The sequence below is a fragment of the Acetobacter sp. P5B1 genome, from assembly GCF_018811985.1.
GTDB lineage: Bacteria > Pseudomonadota > Alphaproteobacteria > Acetobacterales > Acetobacteraceae > Acetobacter > Acetobacter cerevisiae.
In genome coordinates this window covers 113,606-132,674 of sequence record NZ_JACRVS010000008.1, presented here as the reverse complement: position 1 = coordinate 132,674, position 19,069 = coordinate 113,606, and the positions used below count along the sequence as shown (strand labels likewise).

At 56.1% G+C, this 19,069-nt stretch carries 17 protein-coding genes; 10 read left to right on the top strand and 7 right to left on the bottom strand.

All coding sequences use genetic code 11. The features are described from left to right. The 4 genes from KP703_RS07760 (at position 1) to KP703_RS07745 (ending at position 7,786) form a co-directional block, all read left to right on the top strand. The gene (locus tag KP703_RS07760; protein ID WP_215754383.1) at positions 1–2,076 is read left to right on the top strand and encodes an alpha/beta fold hydrolase; all 2,076 of its coding nucleotides are present in this window, start codon (positions 1–3) and stop codon (positions 2,074–2,076) included. A gap of 72 nt (positions 2,077–2,148) precedes the next feature. Next, positions 2,149–3,072, top strand: a complete 924-nt coding sequence (locus tag KP703_RS07755; RefSeq protein ID WP_215754382.1) for a serine hydrolase — start codon at positions 2,149–2,151, stop codon at positions 3,070–3,072. A gap of 260 nt (positions 3,073–3,332) precedes the next feature. Then, positions 3,333–5,723, top strand: a complete 2,391-nt coding sequence (locus tag KP703_RS07750; protein ID WP_252353909.1) for a TonB-dependent receptor — start codon at positions 3,333–3,335, stop codon at positions 5,721–5,723. 47 nt (positions 5,724–5,770) lie between these two features. Then, positions 5,771–7,786, top strand: coding sequence for a phosphocholine-specific phospholipase C (locus KP703_RS07745; RefSeq protein ID WP_252353908.1), 2,016 nt, complete (start codon positions 5,771–5,773; stop codon positions 7,784–7,786). Between the two features lie 90 nt (positions 7,787–7,876). Here the strand turns inward: KP703_RS07745 and KP703_RS07740 are convergent, their stop codons facing one another. The 6 genes from KP703_RS07740 to KP703_RS07715 form a co-directional block, all read right to left on the bottom strand. Then, entirely contained in the window at positions 7,877–8,671 is a 795-nt protein-coding gene (locus tag KP703_RS07740) for a family 1 encapsulin nanocompartment shell protein (protein WP_062143148.1), read from the bottom strand. Positions 8,672–8,682: 11 nt separating this feature from the next. Next, on the bottom strand, positions 8,683–9,708 hold the full coding sequence (locus tag KP703_RS07735; protein ID WP_215754380.1) for a Dyp-type peroxidase: 1,026 nt from the start codon (positions 9,706–9,708) through the stop codon (positions 8,683–8,685). Between the two features lie 193 nt (positions 9,709–9,901). Then, complete coding sequence (locus KP703_RS07730) at positions 9,902–10,585, bottom strand: Fe2+-dependent dioxygenase (RefSeq protein WP_215754379.1); 684 nt, start codon at positions 10,583–10,585, stop codon at positions 9,902–9,904. A 15-nt stretch (positions 10,586–10,600) separates the two neighbouring features. Further along, on the bottom strand, positions 10,601–11,134 hold the full coding sequence (locus KP703_RS07725) for a hypothetical protein (protein WP_215754378.1): 534 nt from the start codon (positions 11,132–11,134) through the stop codon (positions 10,601–10,603). A 52-nt stretch (positions 11,135–11,186) separates the two neighbouring features. Further along, positions 11,187–11,891: a tetratricopeptide repeat protein gene (locus KP703_RS07720; protein WP_215754377.1), complete on the bottom strand. Its 705-nt coding sequence runs from the start codon at positions 11,889–11,891 to the stop codon at positions 11,187–11,189. 4 nt (positions 11,892–11,895) lie between these two features. Further along, a complete protein-coding gene (locus KP703_RS07715) occupies positions 11,896–14,205 on the bottom strand; it encodes a TonB-dependent siderophore receptor (protein ID WP_215754376.1) in 2,310 nt (769 codons plus the stop codon). Positions 14,206–14,644: 439 nt separating this feature from the next. Here KP703_RS07715 and exbB point away from each other — a divergent pair, with 439 nt between their 5' ends. The 6 genes from exbB to KP703_RS15845 all read left to right on the top strand — a co-directional run bounded on the left by exbB (position 14,645) and on the right by KP703_RS15845 (position 18,758). Further along, the gene (gene exbB / locus KP703_RS07710; protein WP_215754375.1) at positions 14,645–15,400 is read left to right on the top strand and encodes a tonB-system energizer ExbB; all 756 of its coding nucleotides are present in this window, start codon (positions 14,645–14,647) and stop codon (positions 15,398–15,400) included. A gap of 9 nt (positions 15,401–15,409) precedes the next feature. Beyond that, the gene (gene exbD / locus KP703_RS07705; RefSeq protein WP_215754374.1) at positions 15,410–15,856 is read left to right on the top strand and encodes a TonB system transport protein ExbD; all 447 of its coding nucleotides are present in this window, start codon (positions 15,410–15,412) and stop codon (positions 15,854–15,856) included. Next, positions 15,853–16,716 carry an energy transducer TonB gene (locus KP703_RS07700; protein WP_215754373.1) on the top strand — a complete coding sequence of 288 codons (864 nt, stop codon included), beginning with the start codon at positions 15,853–15,855 and terminating at the stop codon, positions 16,714–16,716. The genes exbD and KP703_RS07700 overlap by 4 nt, the downstream gene beginning before the upstream one ends. A 130-nt stretch (positions 16,717–16,846) precedes the next feature. After that, positions 16,847–17,479: a TetR/AcrR family transcriptional regulator gene (locus tag KP703_RS07695; RefSeq protein WP_215754372.1), complete on the top strand. Its 633-nt coding sequence runs from the start codon at positions 16,847–16,849 to the stop codon at positions 17,477–17,479. 50 nt (positions 17,480–17,529) lie between these two features. Further along, positions 17,530–17,865, top strand: coding sequence for an aminopeptidase P family N-terminal domain-containing protein (locus KP703_RS15620; RefSeq protein ID WP_252353907.1), 336 nt, complete (start codon positions 17,530–17,532; stop codon positions 17,863–17,865). Then, positions 17,835–18,758 carry a M24 family metallopeptidase gene (locus KP703_RS15845; protein ID WP_373687452.1) on the top strand — a complete coding sequence of 308 codons (924 nt, stop codon included), beginning with the start codon at positions 17,835–17,837 and terminating at the stop codon, positions 18,756–18,758. The genes KP703_RS15620 and KP703_RS15845 overlap by 31 nt, the downstream gene beginning before the upstream one ends. Here the strand turns inward: KP703_RS15845 and KP703_RS15785 are convergent. Beyond that, on the bottom strand, positions 18,750–18,878 hold the full coding sequence (locus KP703_RS15785; protein ID WP_256441387.1) for a hypothetical protein: 129 nt from the start codon (positions 18,876–18,878) through the stop codon (positions 18,750–18,752). The genes KP703_RS15845 and KP703_RS15785 overlap by 9 nt on opposite strands. Between the last annotated feature and the right edge of the window lie 191 nt (positions 18,879–19,069).

Below are 19,069 nucleotides of genomic sequence, written 5' to 3'. Positions count from 1 at the left end.
ATGATGATCCGTTCTGCCTTTGCCGCAGCCCTTCTTACTGGTGGTTTATACTCTGCCTCTCTGGCAAGTGCTGCGCCGCTTGATGAGGCCGGAGCCCGCCATCAGATCGCAGCACTTCTGTCCATGCCGTTTGCCACAAATCTGGTCGGCGCCAGCAACGCGAAGCGGTTTGCGTGGGTGGAAAAACGCAATGGTGTGCGGAATATTCTGGCAGCGGATGCGGCAGGTACACCAAAAGCCCTGACGCATTTTACGCAGGATGACGGAACCAATTTATGGGGTGTGGCGCTTTCCCCCAACGGCAAGACGCTGGCCTACGTGGAGGGAGGCGACCCGGAATTTCCGGATGCCTCTTCTCCTAACCCGAACCTTTCAGAAACAGGAACGCATCAGAGTGTGAATGTAGTTCTGGAAAGTGGCAGGCAGATGCGGATAGGGGAAGGCTGGAATCCCACTTTCTCTCCAGATGGGGCGACGCTGGCGTTCTCGCGCAAAGGCTCTCTGTTTCTGGCCCCCGTTGGCAAGGTGGCAAAAGAGGTCATGAGCGTGCCGGGGAGCCTGACGTCCCTGCAATGGGCACCAGATGGCTCGGCGCTGATCTTCACGCTGGACAGGGGCAGCCATGCGCTCATCGGGTTATGGCACGTCAAAACGGCGATCATGACATTTCTTGCCCCAGCGCTGGGGCAAGATAGTCTGCCGACATTTTCTCCGGATGGTCATTCTGTGGCGTTTGTGCGGGAGCACAGGCCGCTGACTGATAAGAAGACTGAAAAAGGATCCTTCTGGTCTCTGCATGTTTATGATCTGGCCAGTAATACGGACCATGTGGTGTGGACACCTCCTGCCGGGACGGGTGCACGGTTTGCTGTGCCTGAGGGAAGCAGCCTGCTGTGGTCTGATAACGCCCATCTGCTCTTCCCGTGGGAAGGAAGCGGCTGGATGCGGGTTTGTACCGTGGCTGCATCCGGCACAGGGATCCCGACCTGTCTGACGCCAGATAAGGCGGAAGTCTCAGCCTATCGGTTATCTCAGGATCGCAAGACGCTTTTTTACACGAGCAATGTCGGCAATGTGGATTCCTGGCATGCATGGCGGCAGGCTCTGGATGGGTCTTCTCCCCAGCGTTTGACCCACACTGAGGATATGGAAACAGACCTTGCTGTAGCCGGAGGAAAGGTGGGCGTGATCGCCGCCAATATCACACAGACAGCGCATCCGGTGGTGGTCGGGCCAGAGGACGCAAGCACCCCGCTTGTTTCTCCGCAAGCGCCGTCAGATGTGCATTTTGTGACGCCGCAAGTGGTTGTATTCCACAGCGCAGATGGCGTGGAGGTGCATGGACAGCTTTTTGTTCCGGAGGGCAATACCAAAACACTGCGACCTGCACTGGTGTTTGTGCATGGAGGGCCACACCGCCAGACGCTCCCGGCCTTTAATGGTATGGATTATTATTCCAACGCTTATGCCATGAACCAGACCTTGGCGGCGCAAGGTTATGTTGTTCTGTCCGTCAATTACCGGAGCGGGACAGGCTACGGCGAAGCCTTTCGGAATGCTCCTGAAACCGGCGGACGTGGAGCCAGTGAATATCGGGATGTCTTTGCTGCTGCCACGTATCTCAAAACCAGAGCGGATATTGATCCCGCCCGTATCGGCATCTGGGGTGGAAGTTGGGGCGGCTATCTGACTGCACTCGCTCTGGCTCGCAACAGTGATGTTTTTGCTGCCGGCGCTGATTTTCATGGCGTGCATGATATGATCGACCCTGACACATATGGCCTTTCTCCTGAGGAGAACAGAAAGGCGCATGAAGTGGAATGGCAGTCCTCTCCCGCGGCGGATATTGCCCACTGGCACGCGCCGGTTCTTCTGGTGCATGGGGATGATGATTATAACGTGGAATTTGAGCAATCGACCCTTCTGGCAAAACTGCTGTCAGAGCAGGGTGTGCCGTATGAGGAACATTCCTTTCCCAATGAGCGTCACACCTTTCTGCGCATGCAGGACTGGCTGACGGCCTATATGTGGATGGATACGTTCTTTGGTCGCACGCTGACGTCTCATAAGCCCTGATCAGAAAGGGTATCGTCCTAAAACGCTTATAGGCAGCACGGTATGGTGTATGACAGACCAAATAGGAAAAAGATGATGAAGGCGCGGAGAATTTCCATCGTTCTGACAAAAGCGTTTTTAGCCGGAGTCGTCCTGCAGTCTCCTCTGGCCAGCGCGGCTTCTCCTGCGGCTACAGAGCCGCTGGCGCAGATCATGGCGAAAACTGTCACGAAGCAGCCGGGGCACTTTGCGGTTTATGCGGCGCGCAGTGGTCAGGCGCCAGATGTGTGCCTGAACTGTGATGATCTGATTAATGCGGCCAGCACCATCAAGCTGTTTGTGCTGGATGCAGCCTATGAAGCCTTTACAAAAGGTACCTTGCGCCCAGAGGACACCATTACAGTCCACAACCATTTTCATTCTCTGGTGGGGAAGGGGAGCTTTGCGCTCGAGCAGAAAGAGGATTCTTATGACCCTCTTTACGCGCAGGCAGGCAAGCCGGTGCCGGTTTCAGAACTTCTGCGCGTGATGATCCAGTATAGCAGTAATCTGGCAACCAACCTGCTGATTGAAAAGCTGGGGGTGTTGCCCATCCGCTCGGTCGTGAAAGCTCAGAGCCTTAACGGCATCGTCTTTGGTCGCATGATTGAAGATTTTGATGCCAACGATCAGGGAATTCGGAACCGGGTGTCAGCGCGCGGGTTAGGCGACTTTCTGCAAAAGCTGGATAGCGGTCAGATTGTGGGTAAGGCGCAAAGCCAGAGCATGATCCAGATTATGCTGGGGCAGAAATTTAATGACATCATTCCCCCCGGCCTGCCTGCAGGCACACCCGTGGCACACAAAACCGGCTGGGTTGATGGCGTGCGGAATGATGCCGCCATTGTCACCCTGCCAGATGGCAAACGCTATATTCTGGTGGTGCTGACATCTGACCTGCCGGATGAGCAGGCGGGTATCAAAGTGCTGAATACACTGTCGCATCAGGCCTATACGTATTTTCTTAAAAGAGACTGAATTTGTAAAACTTCGGTTATAAAAACTATTTTAAATAGCGGCCGGTATAGAGTTTTACAGTCAGGCAGGATGCCGCCATACAACTCGCTATTTCATAAGCCCAGACTGTTGAAAATCTTTCTACTTTTATTTCGAATATGTGACATCAAACTGTCATTGTAACGTCATCAAACTACAACACACACACCAAAACAAGACGATAGGCTGCGCAGCGTTATCTAACCCCCTATTGGGAGCCTCGGCATGAGGGATCGCGCTGTATGAAACAGAACAAACTGCTGCTTCTGACAACATGTATGAGTTCCTTACTGTTTCATTATGCCAGGGCTGAAACTGTCTCAGCCACCACCCAGCCCGGAAAGGTTGAGCAGGCAAGCACCAAACCGGCAGCCAAAAGCAAAACCGCACAAGCTCCCCAAAAGGTAAAAGTGGCATCCACGCAGGATGATAAAGCTGAGTCCATTGTTGTCATGGGTGCGGGGGCTGCCCGTGAGACGCAAAAGCTCTCCCATATGGCTTTGCAACAGGTGGCTCCCGGCACCAGCCCCCTGAAGACCCTGTCTAAACTGCCGGGCGTCATGTTTACGTCATCCGATGCGCTGGGATCTTATGAATGGTCCCAGCAGATCATTATCCGTGGGTTTGACCAGAGCCGCCTTGGCTTCACTATGGATGGTATTCCGCTGGGCAATCTGGCCTACGGGAATGATAACGGCCTTTCTATTGGTCGTGCTCTGCAAACAGAAAATAATGGAACGGCGACACTGGCGCAGGGGGCTGGCTCCGTAGGCGTTGCGGCCTCTAATGACCTTGGCGGCGCGCTCGAATTTACATCTATCGACCCGACCGAAAAATTTGGTGCGGATGTGGCAGCTACAGGCGGCTCCTACGGTACCTGGCGCACGTTTGCGCGCGTCAATAGCGGCACGCTTCCCGGTGGTGGCCGCCTGTATGTGTCTTATGATTATCAGGATGGCAACAAGTGGAAAGGCAAGGGGATTCAGCAGCAGCAGCAGGCTAACGCCAAATTCGTGCAACCGCTGGGTGATAAGGTCAAGCTGACGCTGTTTGGAGATTACAGCCAGCGCGCCGAAAATGATTATCAGGATATTTCAAAAGAGCAGATCCGCACAATCGGTTATAAGCTCGATAATATTACCAATAACTATGGTCTGGCTAAAGATATCGCCAGAGCCTACCAGAACGGCACAGCCTTTCCGGCAGGGATCAAGGATCAGGATCAGTCCTACTATAACTCAGCGGGTCTGCGTGAAGACGTGCTTGGGTATGGCAAGCTTGATTTCAAACTGACTGATCGCCTGAAAGGCTCCGCAACCGTTTACGGTCATACCAATACGGGTGAAGGGATTTACGCGACCCCCTACACGCCAACGCCTGAGTCTCTGGGTGGGTCTCCGCTTTCGGTGCGCACCACGGAATATGATATTCATCGTGAAGGCTTTATTGGCAGCCTGTCATACGAAATTGGTCATCATACGATTGAGGGTGGCTTCTGGTTTGAAAATAACGATTTTGAGCAGGCGCGTCGCTTCTATCCGCTGAGCGAAAGCGGGTATACGGGTAGTTCCGTTCACTGGTTCCGGGGTAATTCCTTCGCAACCCAGTGGCAGAGTGCATTCAATACCAAAACCTATCAGTTCCACTTGCAGGATACCTGGCAGATTACTCCGGCGCTGAAGCTGAATTATGGCTTCAAATCTCTGGTGGTGGATAACCGTGGCCGCCAGCTGGAAGGGAGCGAGATGGGCGTGCCGGTGGCGACCAATACCTATGCCGGTGGTTCCATTACGTCTGCCAACGGCTTCCTGCCGCAGATTGGTGCCAATTACCGTATTAACAAGCATAATGAAATTTTTGCAGATTTTGCAAGAAACATGGCGGCCTTTGACAACTCCTCTACTGGTGCAACCAGCCCGTTCGCCATGACGAGTGCGGCCTATGCCGCAACGAAAAATTCTCTGCGTCCGGAAATGTCTTATAGTGAGGAAATCGGGTATCGCTTCCATAACCGCCGTATTCAGGCGTCTCTGACCGGCTATTACATTGAATTTGAAAACCGCCTTCTGTCCATCACTCCAAATGCAACCAACAACGTGCAGGGGATTCCCAGCATTCTGGTCAATGGTGGCGGTGTGACAGCCCGTGGTATTGATGCTGCATTCAACTACCACTTTACCGATAACTGGTCCCTGTATGTCTCCTACGCCTATAACCAGTCGACTTATAATGATGATCTGACAACGGGTGGCGTCACTTACAACACGCGCGGCAAGAGCGTGGTGGCCATGCCGCGGAATCTGGCAAACGTTCAGATCAGTTACGATGATGGGTCAATCTGGGGTAATTTCGGCATGCAATATCAGGGCCGCCGGACTTATACTTATACCAACGACCAGTGGATCAAACCGAACGACATCTTCAACCTGAATGTCGGTTATCGCTTCCATAGCCAGAACTGGGCACTACGCGGTCTGGACATGCAGATTAACGTGACCAACCTGTTCAATAAACGCTATGTGGCGACTGTGGGGAGTGCCGGTTTCCGCCCGACTGACCCGACCGGCAGCCTGCAAACACTTCAGGCAGGTTCTCCGCGGATGGTGTTCTTTACCGTGCGTAAGCATTTCTAAAACCGTTTTTTACATTCTGTTTTATGTCTTCTGTGACGGATAATTCCATGCTTCGTGCCCCTAATCGTCGCCAGTTTCTAAAGTTTGGTGCGGCTGCAACAGCGGGGGCCGCCCTGCCGGAAAACCTCAAGCGGGCGCTTGCCGTGGCGCCCAACGCGGCAACCGGCACCATTCGGGATGTGGAGCATGTGGTTATCCTGATGCAGGAGAACCGATCTTTCGATCACTACTTCGGCTGTCTGCAAGGCGTGCGTGGTTATGGAGATCCACGGGCTGAAAAACAGTCTGATGGAAAAAGCATTTTCGCGCAGCCTGACGGAAAAGGCGGCCACGTGCTGCCTTTCCTGTTTAATACAGCGCATACTTCCAGCGCCTGTCTGGCCAGTCTGGACCATAGCTGGAAAAATACGCAGGCCGAATGGAATAACTGGGATACATGGGTGCCGCATAAAACGCCCATGACCATGGGGCATTTTACCCGTCAGGAAATTCCTTATTACTACGCTCTGGCAGATGCTTTTACGATCTGCGATGCCTATCACGCGTCCATTTTCGGGCCGACAAATCCGAACCGCCTCTATTTCTTCACCGGCACCAATGGCTTGGCTGTGGGCAATGCCGGCAAGCAGGCCATAGAAAATGTTGATGACGGCAACTGGTCTGCCGACATGGCGCATGACCGTGCCGATTTTAAGCCGTTTGACTGGACGACCTATCCTGAAAAACTTCAGGAGGCAGGTGTGTCCTGGAAAGTGTATCAGGAATACGACAACTTTGGTGATAACCCTCTGGCGTCTTTCGCGGCATTCCGCTCTGTCGGGAAGGATACGTGGGCGTATCGTGGGGCGCGCAGTATTGTAGACGGCTCTGGCCCTGCTGACATGCAGGATACAGAAGGACGTTATCTGATTGCCGCGTTTGAGCGCGATGTGGCGCAAGGCACACTGCCGCAGGTCTCATGGATCGTGCCGCCCATCGCCCTGAGTGAACATCCCAACGCGCCGCCGGGTTATGGCGAATATCTGATTTCCCAGCTGATGGATGTATTTGTTCGGCATCCGGATGTCTGGGCTAAAACGGTTTTCATTCTGAATTATGATGAAAATGACGGCTTTTTTGATCATGTTCCGCCCCCAATTCCGGCGCTGCATGCGCAGCAGGGGATGTGCACGGTTTCGACTGATGGGGAAAGCTATTACGACCAGCCCGTCGGACTGGGGCCACGCGTGCCCGCTCTGGTTATCTCTCCGTGGACCAAAGGTGGGTGGGTCAACTCACAGGTTTTCGACCACACGTCCGTTTTGCGTTTTCTGGAAGCACGTTTTGGCGTACAGTGCCCCAACATTACACCATGGCGACGCAGTGTGTGCGGGGATATGACATCCCTCTTCGACTTCGCGCAGACGAACCGCCAGTGGGAAGCATCTCTGCCCCGCACAGACACCTATCTGGCAGACACACGCAAATCCTGCGCCTTGCCCAAACCGATAGTGCCTGCCCGGCAAACTATGCCAAAGCAGGAAACCGGGCAGCGTCCGGCCCGCGCTCTGCCCTATGTGCTGCATGCTAACAGGCGGGCTAATGGAGTGTTGGAGCTTGCTAATGAGGGCACGCAGGGCGTTGTGCTCCGCATCAGGAACGGCCAGACAGGCCGCCATTATACGCTTGCAGCAGGCCAGAGCCTGTCGGTGCCTCTGGAGGCCAAAGCGGACCAGCCGATAACGGTGCATGGGCCGAACGGGTTCTTTCGGGCGTTTTATGGTCAGGATATGCCGGACTGTAGCCTGCGTTATGACCCTGCCCAAAGCAGCGTCTTTCTATCCTTGCGCAATCTCGGCCAGACAGCCCGCATGCTGCGAATTGAGGATGGTTACAACCATCTCAAGCATACCGTCACGGTGCCATCAGGGGCGGCAACAGAAACATCATGGCAGCTTCCAGCATCGGACAACTGGTATGATCTGAGTGTGTATGATGCGCATGATGGCAGTCTGCTCATACAGCTAGCCGGGCATATGGAAAATGGAAAACCAAGCCGCACGGACCCGCATATGGGCCGTTAAAGTATAAGGCGGATGGAGGCGTAGGAAAGTTGCTTTCCGGGTGTTGCGCGTAGCCCCGCTGTCACAGGTGGGGCTACGGCGAAACGGTTTTTAGTCAATAACGACTGTGGCTTCATCCGTCAGAACGCGGAACAGGAAGCTTTCCTGCAGGTAGAGTTCCACGGTGGTGGCTGTGTGGCTCAGATAACCGATGGAGAAATCCTGCCCGATATCCAGCGCCAGATCACCCCCGCGCATGGAGATAAGGAACGCGCCCTCGATAGCCGGTGCCCAGATGATCTTGCCGTCAATCATGCTCTCAATGTGCTTGATAATCGGATAGCCATCATCCCCACCGCCTGTCACGGCCTGATAGGCCTGCGCACCCAGAACGAGTGAATAGGGGCCATTCACGCCCGCAAGGCGCAGGCTGCTCAGTGCATCAGCTACTACACCCGGATAGTTCTTGGCAGATGTGGGTAGTTTGAGATGGGCGTTGGAGCTGCGTCCACGGATGCCGGCCATCCCAGCGGCTTCATAGCCATTGAAAATGGCGCGATCTTCAAAGAATGCAATTTTTTGCGCGGCATCTTTCACCGGCTGCCAGTCGGCATCCAGCGCGCCCCGTTCTACCGCGTCAATCTCCTCGCGGGAGAGGGTGAAGGGCACGCGCACTTCCACCGGCGGCAGAACTTCGCGCTTGACCGCACGAATACCATCGTCCGGCGTGGCAAGGGCGGTGGCCCGACCCGTGCCCACGCCAGAAAAGGCGGTGCCTTTGGGTTCGGACGTATCCACCACGCGGCGGCCCGCCAGATTGCGGCGGATGGTGCGGGCGGCTTCTTCCTCAATTTCCGCCCAGGCGGCGCTGGAGACAGGAGCCAGATGTTTATGCAGATTGTTCATCGTACGTGTCCTTACTTCAGGGAGCCAATGCCAAGAGAGCCATCCTGCGGGGCGGCCTCGGGCGTTTGTGTATCGGTCGGTGCGGAGGGGGCAGGTTCCGCAGTGTCGCTGGCCATATCGGCGGCGTTATCGAGGAAGTCTGACGTCGGGATAAAAAACAGCGTCCCGGTGACAGCGGTGCTGACATCGAGAAGCCTGTCGTAATTCCCGGCAGGTTTCCCTACAAACATGTTTTGCAGCATTTGTTCCGTGCGGGCCGGGGAGCAGGAATAGCCGATAAAGTAGGTGCCAAACTCGCCTTTGCCCACTTCTCCAAACGGCATGTTGTCCCGCACGATCTGAAGCTGCTGGCCATTTTCTTCAATATTGGTCAGCACATTATGCGCATAGCTGGGCTTGGCGGCGTCCTGCAGCTCGATATCAGAAACCTTCTTGCGGCCAATGATATGTTCCTGAACTTCAGTGGGAATAGCGTCCCACTTCTTCAGGTTATGCAGATATTTCTGTACAATTACATAGCTGCCGCCTGCAAAGTCAGGGTCTTCATTGCCAATCAGGGTTGCAACTTTGGCAGCCTGACCTTCCGGGTTTTCCGTGCCGTCCACAAAACCAAGCAGGTCACGGGAGTCGAAATATTTGAAGCCATGCACCTCATCAATCACCACGGCGGCCCCTTCCAGCCGGGAGACAATGGCGGCGGCCAGTTCAAAGCACAGATCCATGCGGGTGGCGCGGATATGGAAGAGGAAATCGCCCGGTGTGGAAGGGGCGTGATGCACGCCGTTGATTTCCTGAAACGGGTGCAGCTCCTTGGGGCAGGGCTGGCCGAACAGGCGGTCCCACGCGTGGGAGCCAATCCCGGTAATGCAGCTCAGCCGGCCATCGGGAATGCGGAAGCCTACTCCGCGCACGAGGGAGGAGAGGTCTGCAAGCAGGTCCACCACCTGCGGATTAACGGACTCATCCTCGTTCAGTGTCAGGACGAGGAAAACTGCGGCCTGAGTCAGTGTTGTATCAACGGGCTGCGGCGTGACCAATGGATTGAAACTCCCTGCTTATGGCGCCTGCCTGAAAAAGCAGGTGTATCAGACCATAGGCAGATCGCTTCGTCTGGCAAGGGAGGGCAGGGCTGAAAAAGCCGAATGGGAGGCCAAAATAGGCCCCTGATAACTCAGGCTGATAATGCCATAAATCCGGTTGTCAGGGGTTGGATGCGACCCCGGTGGCGCGTCAGAGCTGCGCCCATTGTCTCAACAGGTTGTGATAGGTGGAGGTCAGCCCCAGCACGGCGGCGCTATCATCCGGCAGAAGTTTGCGGGTTTCTATAATGGAGAGGTCAAACTGGTAGAGCAGGGTGCGTTGTGTATCATCCGGCACCATGGACTGGGACCAGAAGAACGAGGCCCAGCGTGAACCGCGCGTAACCGGGCTGACACTATGCAGGCTGCTGGAAGGATAGAGCACCATATCTCCGGCAGGAAAGCGGACGCTCTGCACGCCAAACGTATCCTGAATCATCAGCTCGCCACCGTCATACTCTTCCATCTCGCTCAGGAACAGCGTGGAGGACACATCCGTCCGCATCCGAAAGCCAGTGCCCGGCACGGGGCGGATGGCATTGTCCACATGAGCGTGGAAGCGCATGCCCTCATCATACCGGTTGAAAAGCGGCGGAAAGACACGCAGCGGCAGGGCGGCGCTGTTGAAGGTGGGGTTGCGGCCCAGGGCGCGGAGAATGATCTCGCCCAGTTCCCGCCCTTCCGCGCTGTCCTGCGGGATCTGAAGGTTGAATTTCGCCTTGGCGGACTGGTCCCCCGCCGTCACCTTGCCATCAACCCATTCGGATTTCTCCAGTGTGGCGCGGCAATAGGACACTTCTTCTGGTGTCAGAACATTGGGGATATGAACAAGCATGAGGGCGAAGTCCGTTCAGGAAGGTTGTCTGTTGCCGTGGCGGTGTGCGCCACCATCATGCTGCTGCGGGAGCAGACTAAGCAAAATGGCAGAGGCCTGCTGCCCACTGGCCGCAGCAATCTGGTCCAGTGTGTCGGTCGTATCATGGACTGTGTAGCCAGAGTGGGTCAGGCGTTCAACCAGAGCATCCGGGGAGCGATGCAGGAGGGGGGCCAGATCCGTCAGCGGAGCCTGCGTCAGCACAGGGAAGACGCGCATGGCCGGATTGCCGCCCCTGTGTCCGGAGGTCAGCATAAATCCCCCTGCGGCTACAAAGGAGAGCAGGCAGGCTGCCAGCATCGATTTATTGCGGAAATACAGCAAAAACTGAGACCAGTTGCGCCACAGATGCAAAAAGAATGGCAGCAGCAGCACCATGCTCAGCCAGATATGCATGGAATGGAACCAGCCGGACTGCCAGTGGAAAAACAACGCCGTGCCGGAAATGGCGGAAACAAGAAACAGGCCCGTAATCAGCGGGGTCGAATATTTCTTAATGACCAGATTCATGGAAAACGTCATCCTGTGGGGGCATATACGCGGTTAGAGGGACAAAGGTGTATCAGCGCGCAGTGGCAGCCCGCCAGCGCTGGCCAGCCTGTTCTGCAATGGCGCGCAGGCGTGGGTCTGGATGATCCTGCAGCAGAGTTTCAAGAGCTTTGAACACATCACGAAATCCCTCTTCCAGAGCGCGGGAAAACCACTTTATGGCAGCTTCGGTGCGGCCGGAAGATAAATCGTTGCGGGCTAAGTTGAGATACCCCCAGCAATCTCTGGACTGGGCCGCGGCCAGAAAGAAATCCTGCGCTTTTTCCGGTTCAAGCTCGGGGAGACTGCCACTTTCTGCAATGACCCCCAGCATGTTGAAAGCTTTTGAAACACCGTTCTGTGCGGCGGAAATATAAAGAGAGTAAGCTTTTCTGATGTCCTGAGGGACACCCTCGCCAGCCAGATACAGGTCTGCGAGGTTGAACATGGCCCATCCATCCCCATCGGCAGCGGCCTGCGTAAAATAGGCGCAGGCTGCCGCCGGGTTGCGTGCCACACCCCAGCCGCGCTCATAGGCGCGGCCCAGCATGTTCAGGGCGCGCGGGTCACCCGAGCGGGACGCAACCTCAAACAGACTGAAGGCTTCGGCAGGTTTCCCCTTGTCCAGACAGATCTGGCCTAAAAGCAACTGCATGGTGACAGGGGAGAGAGGGGCCGGGGAGGCGGAGGGAGAAGAAGCCCCCCTCTCCTTCGGGCGTTCAGCCAGAACCAGTGTCATAGGGTTAGAACGACACCCCAACGTTGCCGATGAAATACCGCCCGGACGCCGGAACCACGCGGGAGCCGGAGAAGGAGGAGGAGTAGTTCAGGCGGTTGGTAATATTGTTGGCATTGAAGGACACACGATAATGCTTGAAATCCCAGGACAGCATGCCGTTCAGCACGAAGTTATGCGGAATACGGGCCGTGTTTGTCGTATCCGGACCGGCCCAGTAAGCGGAAGAATACTGGGCTCCACCGCCAATTTTCAGCGTCCCCCACTCGGGGTTCAGAATCAGGCGGGAAAGGTCATAGGAACTCCAGACAGACATGGAGTTATGCGGAACCTGTGGCGCCGTCTTGCCATTATCCCCGGTGGTGCTGTGGGTTACAATGCCGTCCATGTAGGAATAGGAGGCAAAAACCTGCCAGTCCTGCGTGATCTTGCCAGTCGCGCTCAGTTCCACACCGCGCACACGGCGTCCGCTACCGGAATCAGAAAAACCGGTTTCCATATCGCCATTCACGTCATAGTAGCGCGAATTGTTTTCGCTGATCTGGAAGAATGCAACCGTTGTGCCAAGGCGTTTGTGGAAGAAGTCTGACTTGTTCCCCACTTCAAACAAATCGCTGCGCTGCGGGGAGAGGTTCACACCCTTCTGCGCCACGTCCCCGGCCTGCGGTTTGACAGTCACCAGAGAGGAGACGTCTGTGCCCACAGGCTTATAAGACCGTGCAAAGGTGAAGTAGAAGGAGGTGTTTTTAAGGGGCGAATACATGATGCTGGCGGAGGGGCTCCAGCGATCAGATTTCTGCTCTGCACGCCCCTGCGATGCTGTTGAGCGTTTGTAATAGGTGCTGCTAAAGGAATCCCAGCGCCCGGTGCCGAACAGGGAGAGCTGTTTGGTCAGCTGGATACGGTCCGCAAAAAACAGCCCCAGATCACGCGCGTTTGCGTTGCCATACCCGGAATCCGGGAAGCTGAGAGACGTGCCCGGAGAATTATAGCTGGGGTTGATAATGGTCTGGTTGTTGTTGCGGTTGGTAAAGCTGCCCGGCCAGCGGGAATCACTGGCATAGTTGATGTCAACACCCGCCTTGACGTCATGATGCATGAAGCCGGTCTTGAACTGTGAGCGTCCCATCAGCACGTTTTGCACGCCCCAGCCTTCCTGACGATACGCCGCACCACCGCCTGCGCCATACGGCAGGGCATAGTTCTGGCCAGAAAGGATAGCGTTCGCACACGCGCCGGAGCAGGCGGCTGGTGTGGTGGCGGTATAATCACGGTCATACATGCTGAGCCGCGTATCGTTGGTAATGGTTAGCCAGCGAGAGACTTCTGACTTCAGCGCAGAGGTCAGCGTGTGGATGTTGGAGCGGTCAAAGTCGAAACTACGGGTGTAGCTGGTGTTGCGGGGCACACCATATTCCGTGATCGGGCGGTAAATGCCGTTCACCTGAATCATGCTGACGCCATAATCCGGCTTGCTGTCACTGTTCAGCCACTGCCACGTCAGATGCCAGGAGGTTTTGCTGCGCAGGCCTACCCCGAAATCAACAGCCGCGCCGTAGCGGTTGGACGTGACATTGTTTCGGTCCACCACATCCTGCTTGTTGAACATGCCGTTCACACGAATGGCCATGTCATCATTGATCTGGTAGTTAATGTCCCCAACACCCCGGAACAGAGGTCCGCTGCCAAAAGACTGATCGTAATTATAGGAATTTCCCAGATGCGCATGTTTCTGGCTTTGATTAATGACGCCGCCGACGTTCCCCGCGCCAAAATACTCGCCTGATGGCCCTTTAATGACTTCCACGCTTTCCGTATTGAAAACATCGCGGGTATAGGTGCCAAAATCGCGCAGCCCGTCCGTATAGATATCCTGCCGTGCCTGTAAGCCGCGGATGCGGAACTGGTCCCCGTTCAGGCCGCCCGCGCCTTCCCCTGTGGAGAGCGTAATGCCAGGCACGTTGCTGAGCGCCTGATCCAGCGTAAAGGCCCGCTGCTGCTTCATCAGCTCCTGCGGCACAACCGTAATGGTCTGCGGCGTATCACGCACGGAGCCGGGCATACGGGAAATATTGAGTGTCTGGCTGTTGGTATTGCCAGCGCTGTAAGAGGCTGCATCAGAATCGTCATGATGGCCGCCCACACGCACCGCTGGCAGTTTGATGGTGGTGTCGGTCGTTGCGGGCTGCGGGGGCTGAGTCGTATCGTCTGCGTGGGCTTGTTCTGTAGCGCCCAGCCCGACAGACACACCTAAAGCTACAGCAAGCTGAAGGCCAATGCCTTGAGATGGTGGAAGGGGCAACTCTGTGCGACTCATGCGTCGTGCTCCTGATGAACCATGCTGCCGGTTCGTATGGTGAAGATAAGAAATGCGGCCTTTTGATATGATCTCAAACGTCAAGATGCAAATGATTATCAATAACTAAAAGGGGCGTTTTTCCGGTGTGTGGCGCAGTTGCCACAGGGGAGGGAGGGACACAAAAAAGTGAGCATTTTGAAGAGGGATTAGAAACATACGATATTTCAATAAGTTATATCGGATTTTTCAGTTGGAAGTTCGTGCGTGTTGCAGAACCTCGCTTTGGCAGAGCCCACCCGGGCACAGATTTCTGTCTATATGATAGTGATTCTCACTTGCATGATGGTGGGCGCCTTGTTATCGCTGGCCTGATTGTCCCTGCGGGAAAAGCTGTCATCCGGCTTTTTTCCGCACGGTTTCCCGCCTGACATCGTTGTAAACGCGCAGGATTCCTTGAATGCCCTCATCACCCGTTTCCGTCGTGAATGCCGTCTCTCTTTCTCCATGGGAGATGTTTTTGAACGCAGGCCCGGTTGTGCGCTGTGTGATGCTGCTTCTTGCCTTTGCCAGTCTGGTGACATGGACCATCCTGATTGCAAAAACTGTGGAAATTGTCCGTGTGCGTCGGGAACTTTCTCAGGCGGAAGACAATCTGGAGCAGGCTGAAACGCTGGAACGCGGTGAGGGTCTTACGCAGGACTGCCGCATTGCCCGCACTCTTGTGGTGGCAGCGGAAACGGAGCGGATGCGCTCTGTGGATATCCCGGATGATGAGGAGGGGCTGAAAGAGCGTATCGTCCTGCATCTGGAGCGGCTGGAAGCGGCAGAAGGCCGCCGCCTGCTGCGTGGCACCGGACTACTGGCTACCATTGGTGCGACGTCTCCGTTTATTGGCCTGTTTGGTACGGTGTGGGGCATTATGTCCTCCTTCACCGGGATCGCGGCAGCTAAGGCGACCAGTCTGGCGGTTGTGGCACCCGGTATTGCCGAGGCCCTTCTGGCGACTGCGCTGGGGCTGGTGGCGGCCATTCCTGCTGTTATTATCTACAACCATCTTGCTCGCCAGTCTGCCGGGTGCCGTGCGCAGGTGGCGGATATTACGTCGCTCATCATGCGTCTGGTCTCGCGGGATCTGGGGCGTCTGCGCTCCCAGCGGGCGCGGGGCACGGTGGTGCGTTTCAGTCAGCGTGACCAGCAGGCCGTGGCGGAATAGGGGGCGGATATGGCCATTCGTATCCGGCATGCGGACGAGACGCTGAAGGAAGCGCATGAGATCAACGTCACACCGTTTATTGATGTCATGTTGGTGCTACTGGTCATTTTCATGGTCACAGCTCCGTTGACTACCGTGAATGTGCCAGTCGATCTGCCCTCCTCAACCCAAAAGCCAGCCCCTCGACCGGATGATCCGGTCTTCCTGACCGTCAAAGCCGATCATGGCCTTGCGGTGGGGGAAAAAGACGTTGCTGCGGAGGCCCTGCCTTCTGCACTGGCCAGTGTGACAAAAGGCAATAAGGACCAGCGTATTTTCCTGCGGGCGGACAAGACTGTGGATTACGGCACGCTGATGGGTGTGATGGATAAGCTCCGTTCTGCCGGATACCTCAAGGTCGCTCTGGTCAACCTGCAAGGGCAGGAGGAAGGGGCCGAAGCCGGGACTGCCCCATGAGTGCAACCCTGACTGATGGGAGCGGTCCCGTCAGCGCCCGCTCTGGCGCATTTGCCGTCTGGCGCGCGGAACAGATGCGGCGCGCACGGAAGGAAGAGCAGCGCCGCTGGGGCGTGTCCCTGTTGGTGGTGTTGATTGTGACAGGCGGGGTTGTGGGGGCCATGCTGCGTCTTCCTGCTGCTAAGGTGCCGGTTTCGGAACCGCCTCCCGCCGCGATAGCGATTGATCTGGCCCCCGAACCTGTTTCCACCCCGGCGCCCGTCTCCGATGTCCCGCCCGGTCCACAGCAAACGCTCTCCTCGCCGGACCCGGCGCCGGAAGACCCGCCGAAGGTTTCCGCGCCACCATCCCCCGCACCCAATCCGCCCTTTCCGGTGCCTAAGCCGGAAAAGCTGCATAAGGTTGTGAAGAAATCCAAACCTGCCCCGGTTTTAAAAAAGCCGGTTCCGGATAAAACACCGCCTGCGGATCAGACCACGGCTCCCCCTGCGGCGGAAGCGCCTCCCGCCTTAAATCAGGCGGCTCCTGCGCCGGGGGCGTCGTCCTCGCATGCGTCCCAAAGTCCGACAACATGGCAGGGGGCGCTTCTGGCTCGTCTGGAGCGGTATAAACGCTATCCGGCAGAAGCTATGGCGGACCATCAGGAAGGCGTGCCCATGCTGCATTTTGCCATGGACCGCCATGGGCATGTGCTTTCGGCCCGTATCCAGCGTGGCTCGGGCCATACGCTGCTGGATCAGGAAGCACTGGCGCTGGTGCGGCGTGCGGAGCCGTTGCCCAGCCCGCCGGATAGCGTAGCGGGAGACCCGGTGGTGCTGACGGTGCCGATTGAGTTTTATATGGAGCAGGAGGGGCATTGAGGGCGCAGGCGGCCTGATCGGGCGCTCAATTCGGCGTCAGGGGAGGGAAGGGGATTCCTTCCGGGTAGAAGTGTCTGTAAAAGCACCTTTTAACCCGGGCACCCTGCCGCAATTGAGTGATCTGTTCCGTATGCCAGCATCTCCTACCCCGGTACGCCGTCGCACACAGGCTGACCGCAGTACGACGACACGGACAAAAATCATTCAGGCAACCGTCACTCTGCTGCAAACCCAGGGTTATGCCGCCACCACCATCCAGCGTATTGCCAAAGCCGCCGGGGTGAGTCTGGGGGCTTTGCAGCACCATTATCCGGCCAAGGCCCAGATTATGGCCATGGTGCTGCGGCATTATGCCCTTAAGCGCACGCGGCTGTATCGCCCGGCCATGCGGCATAAAAGCCAGCCGGAACAGCGGGTGGACGCCATGCTGGAGGCCATGTGGACTCTGGTGACAGAAGGCCCGGATTTTATCGCGACAGTGGAAATTGAGCTCGCCCGCCGGAGTGACCCGGAGCTGGCGGCGGCCACCGAGCCCGTGCTGGCCCGCATTGATCAGTTCATGACACGCTGGCTGTCGGGCCGGCAACACGGCCAGCCAGACCCGAAATTTGTCACCCTGCGCCTGCTTAACTCGACGTTCCTGCGAGGTGTCGCCATTGAGATTGCGCGAGGCACCCCTCTGAGTGATCTGCAAGAGGCTTATCAGATCTGGTGCGGGTTCTCCCGCGCCGAACTGCTGAAGATCGTCAAAGAAACCGACTGACGGCAGAAAGCCAATAAATGCCTTGACGACTCATAAACAAGTAGGACGTATTGTTTGTTATACAAGCTTCCGGGGCGGTCTTCCTGCGGGAAGGGCGGTCTGAACGCCAGAAAGGGTATAACGTGACGATGCCATCTTTGAGTGCTCATCAGGTTTCCAGTCAGGAAATTGCCGAACGGATCAAAAAGGTTCGGGAGAAGATGGAAAAAGCGGGTTTTTCTGCTTACATCTCGTTCAGCCCCGATAACGTTTATTACCTGACAAATTTTGCAAATTTCGTGCATGAGCGGCCATTTGTGCTGGTCATGACCCCGACTGAGGTCACGTTCATTATCCCTCGTCTGGAAAGAGCCATGTGGAGCGCCACAAGGTGGGGGATGAGCTGAAACTGGTGGAGTATGCGGAATTCCCCGCAATGGCTGGCACGCGCTGGTCTGACCGCCTGCAGGATGTGCTGCCGGCACAGGGCACGATCGGGATTGAGGGCGCATGCCCGGCTTACCTGAGTGCTCTGGTCAGCAACCCGACACAGGTTCTGAATGTGATTGACGCGGTGCGGGAAATTAAGTCTCCGCATGAAATTTCCCGCATCGCCTGGACCAGTGATGTCATGACCAAGGCGCTCGGCATGATGCTGGGCGCAGTCAAAAACGGCACGATGGTGGCGCATGCCATTGCAGGTGTTACGCCGTATTTCTATCAGCGCTGCCTGACGGAAGCCCCGAATTATAACGTGATGTCCACCCACGCGGCGGGACTGATCCAGCCGCCAGCCTATACGGATGACCCGCACAACTTCTCCTGCCTGACCGCTCCGTGTGAACCGGGTGGCCCTTTTCTCGGGCTGGTTGCCGGAAAAATTAACGGCTATGGCGCAGAGATTGAGCGGACGTTCTTTCTGGAACACGTGCCAGAAGAGGCGCATAAGCCTTTCGATACCATGATGGAAATGCGTCATAAAGCGTATTCCATGCTGAAGCCGGGCGCAGTTGGTTCGGAAATTGATGCGGCTTGTCAGGAAATTGCGAAAAAGGCCGGATATGACACCCACCTGCACCGCACAGGGCACAGCTTTGGTGTCACCAGTCATGAAGCCCCTTTCCTGGCGATTGGTGAAGATAATATGATTGAGCCGGGAATGTTGTTCAGTATTGAGCCGGGTATTTACATAAGTGGTCAAGCCGGTTTCCGCCATTCCGATACCGTGCTTGTAACGGAAACAGGCTATGAAATTCTGACAAAATATCCTGATGAGAAAGAAGAACTAACCTTATCCTGAAAAGGAATTCGGGAAGTCTGTCTGCACTTCGGCAGGCTTCCCCTTAAGGTCAGTTTTACCCAAGCGTTCCCAATACTCTTCCGGATCAAAATCCTCTGTTGTGCGGAAAACTGTTTCCATATCGTTCTTCCGCATAGAAACCCTGCGCTACAACACACCGTTTTATGCCACGCCGTTTGATACGCGCTATGGTCGACGCGGGGCGCTCACCAATCAGTTTTCAGGGATGGGCGGCATTAAACACTCTCTCCTCTGTTCTGAGTGCAAACGCACCCCATATTTAGAAAGGATTGCTGAGAACAGAAGGAGCC